This is a genomic window from Treponema sp. (assembly GCF_045641405.1).
Classification (GTDB): Bacteria; Spirochaetota; Spirochaetia; order Treponematales; family Treponemataceae; genus Treponema_D.
The window spans coordinates 1-3,433 of the sequence record NZ_JAZUGX010000036.1 but is presented as its reverse complement, the minus strand read 5'-3'; the positions used below and the strand labels follow the sequence as shown (position 1 = coordinate 3,433).

2 protein-coding genes are annotated in these 3,433 nt (G+C 34.9%); both read right to left on the bottom strand.

Translation table 11 applies throughout. From position 1 onward, the window contains the following. Positions 1-163: 163 nt before the first annotated feature. Positions 164-742 (bottom strand): GDYXXLXY domain-containing protein, encoded by a 579-nt coding sequence (locus ACKI39_RS05345; protein WP_407398379.1) that lies wholly within the window; start codon positions 740-742, stop codon positions 164-166. Then, complete coding sequence (locus ACKI39_RS05340) at positions 732-3,038, bottom strand: DUF2157 domain-containing protein (RefSeq protein WP_407398377.1); 2,307 nt, start codon at positions 3,036-3,038, stop codon at positions 732-734. The genes ACKI39_RS05345 and ACKI39_RS05340 overlap by 11 nt, the downstream gene beginning before the upstream one ends. Positions 3,039-3,433 lie beyond the last annotated feature (395 nt).

The following is a 3,433-nucleotide window of genomic DNA, read 5'->3' as shown; positions in this document are numbered from 1 at the left end:
CCACCTCCAAAAAGACTGAATTCAAAATTAAAATTGGATTCAGTCTTTTTTTTACACACCAGCAATAAACTGTTGAACCCCGCGGAATGAGCGCCGAGCAAGTGCGAGGATGAGCCTGCATGGATGCAGATCAGCCAATTTCATATATAGGACTTTATAGCTATCAATCACTCAGAACAAGATCTTTTTGAATGGCATCTCCATTTTTGCCTACCCATAATTCAAGAACGGGATTCAATTCCTTAAATCTAGAAGCTGACATGTGGTCAAGTTTATCTGCATATTCCTCCTGCAGATAATACCTGTCAAAATCTACATCAAGAACAAATTCATCTGTATTTCTATAGTAATGAGCAGGAACCCTTATGAACAACTTCAATTCCTCAGGTCGTTCTAAGGTAATCTCTTTCAGTCTCGAAATGCCTTTCTCATCATTTTCAAAAACAGCATACACTAAAGGAAAATCATACTTGAATTTATCGTCTTCTGTATTTTTTAATATGGATTCATCAATCATGAGATCAAACAACAATCCTTTCGTCTCCTCGAAAGTGAGGCTAACATATCTACCTTTCATTGGATCAAAAGGATCATAAAGGCTACACTCCAAACGAAGAATTTTATTGTTCTTTTCTGCATAAGACCTAATGGAGAGTGGTTTAATAAGAAGTGAAATCAAAACCACCAAATCAAACAATAAAGCAGCAGAAAAGAACAGTTTACAATCAAGCTTAATTTTCATCTGATTCCACCTCACTTTTAGCAATTTTTCCAAGATATATGTTTAATAAAAGAATCAGTATTCCGCATATTATAAAAGAAGCGCTTTTTGCGACCAACCCAGAATCTTCCATGAAAAATCGTGCAAGGAAAACAATTGAAAGCCAAACAGCATATCCATTTGTCATGGACAAAGAATGTTTTCTTACTCCCATATAAATTTCAAGAACACAAAATACAAGAAATGACAAATTAAGAATAAAAGCAAAAATAAAAGTTTCTCTTCCAGATCCGTAAAATTCTGGAATCAATAAAAGCATCATAAGTGCGGCTATTCCATAATTGAACTTATCTTTCCTAATCAGGAGAGAAACAAGCATGGAAAATGAGAATGCAATTATCAAGACATAAAGACCAATATGTATCGCTTGAATTAAATCATTGCAACTGCAAAAAAAATTTACATTCAATCTGTTGTATTTCGAATAGAAAATGAAAACAGTGAATATGAAACATGTCAGTCCATCCAGAAAACCAGACAACTTTTCATTGGTAGAAAAAAATACTTTGAAATATAAAATCATACCAAGTAGGAAGAGAGCAAATCCTGTACTTACAAAATCCAAATCCAAAGTTCCATAATCAATGGAAATAAATTCAACGATCATTAGGAACAGAGGAATAACCATCATCTTTTCTTTTTTTACAAGAAGAATGCAAATTGAAATTAAAGAAACGATAAGACTGAAAACAGTAAAGCTTATTGTCCCAAGTCCTAAAGCTTCATGAACAAACACAAATACTGAAGAAACAGGAAGCGTCAAGACAATGTAATCCTTGGATTTTCGAATGCTATCATAAACAAGATAAAGTGGAACAAATGAAAGCAGAGAATAAAAAACAATAGAATAGATTCTTATGAAACTATATTCAGTACGACAGCCCAAATCTGGCATTTCATCGGCAAAAAAACGCATCAAAAGAATCAACAGCACAGAACAGCTCAAGATAATTTTAATCCAAACATTTTTTGAAACTTTGCAGAAACAAATGAAAGATAAAACAGCCGTATTAATGGCTATCAAAAACAAAACCAGACCAAAAGAAGTCTTTTGAAAAATCAGGCATTGAATTGCTAATGCGAAAAATAGATAAAATCCTTTTTTTATATTTTTTGAAAACAGGTAAATTGAGATAAGTGAAAATACACTTGCAGTAAAATAAGGAACAAATTCGATAAAACCAACTGTATTTTTTTTAAGTGAACACTGCCCTATGAATATAATGGTAAAAATCAAGGGTATTATGTGAGCTAGTGAAATCAATCTATTCATCCTGAATGACTTGCAGAATAGAAAGATTGAAGCAACAATAGAAATCAACAATAAAACAACATCGCAGACCGTTCCAGATAGAACATATCTACCGACATTCCTAAAATACGCAAGACCTGTTCCATGCCAAAAATATCCATGTGATAACATTAACGAAAGAACAAAAAGTCCTCCTATTGCAATGTAATTAAGAAATCTATCTTTTCTTATCAATGAAATGCTTAAGGCAATAGAAGAAAGACAGCAGTAACATGGAATCCAAAGTCCTGGAATTGTTTTTTCAAGGGCATTTCCTAAAAGAAGAGCAAAATATAACGTCAATCCTGCAACAGCGTAAGGAAGTTTCAATGCGTAGGGAACAAGACAAACAAACAATGGATAAAAGAAAACTGCAGAATTCCAGTCCATATATTGAGCACAGTATACATACAAAAAGGTAAATAGCGCAGATAAACAAAAGGCTCCCTTGGAATCCATGGCATAAGTTATAAGAATTGAACTGATAGCCCACACCAACATAAAGCTTGTATCATTCCCTGGTAGTCTGTATATCTGTGAAATAAACGCGAGGTCGGCCCCAAACAAAAGGGTCCACAATACAGAACAAAATTCCTTGAACCAGATGTTTTCTATCTTATTTTTTCCCAAAACCCAAACTATAGCTGGTAAAAAAGCAATCAAAAATGCAGCAACGGTTTTTGCTTCCCTTGATATGACAGCCCAGTTGTAAGCGATAAGAGAAACTATTCCACCAAAAATAAAAAGAGCAGCAAGACAAGAAAGAATCATTGGAATCTTCTTAATTCTTTCCGCATTCTCCTTTACTTTTGCAATTCTATATAGTTCAATTCTGTCAGATTCTTCTTTAAGCTTAGCATTGTAGTAATCTGCAATTGAACTTGCAATATCAGAAGTAATTATATTATTGGATTTTAATTCTTCCAGCTCACTAAGAAGCCTGTTAATAAACCATGTATCAACCAAAATCTTTACCTCCAGATACATTATATAAAATTAAATACATTAAGAATATACTTGATACGATGCAATAAAGAAAATAAAAGAAGAGGAATGCTACACACTCTCAGTAAGGAAGGCAACATCAGGCTTAAAAATAAAAATGACGACTAATCCGCTCGACCTACCCCACAGTGCGAATCGTGCAGCAGCGCTGCGGAAGCGGACGCAATTCCTTTCCCGCGTCCAGACCTTTCCTGCAGCTTTAAAATAAAAAAGCTGGCCAGGTCCGCACGCGCCTGCTACGGTGCTGTTTCCCGGATTCGCAGTCCCTGCGAAAGCGGTCTGGTTGTCTTTCCAGATCGTTGTAACTTTTCAGGTTTAAAATAAAAAAGCCGGCAGCCCCAGCACCGCACGCACCT

Bases quoted from the DNA above. Each gene is read 5' to 3' on its own strand.
- ACKI39_RS05345 (WP_407398379.1), bottom strand. From the start codon at position 742: ATGAAAATTAAGCTTGATTGTAAACTGTTCTTTTCTGCTGCTTTATTG.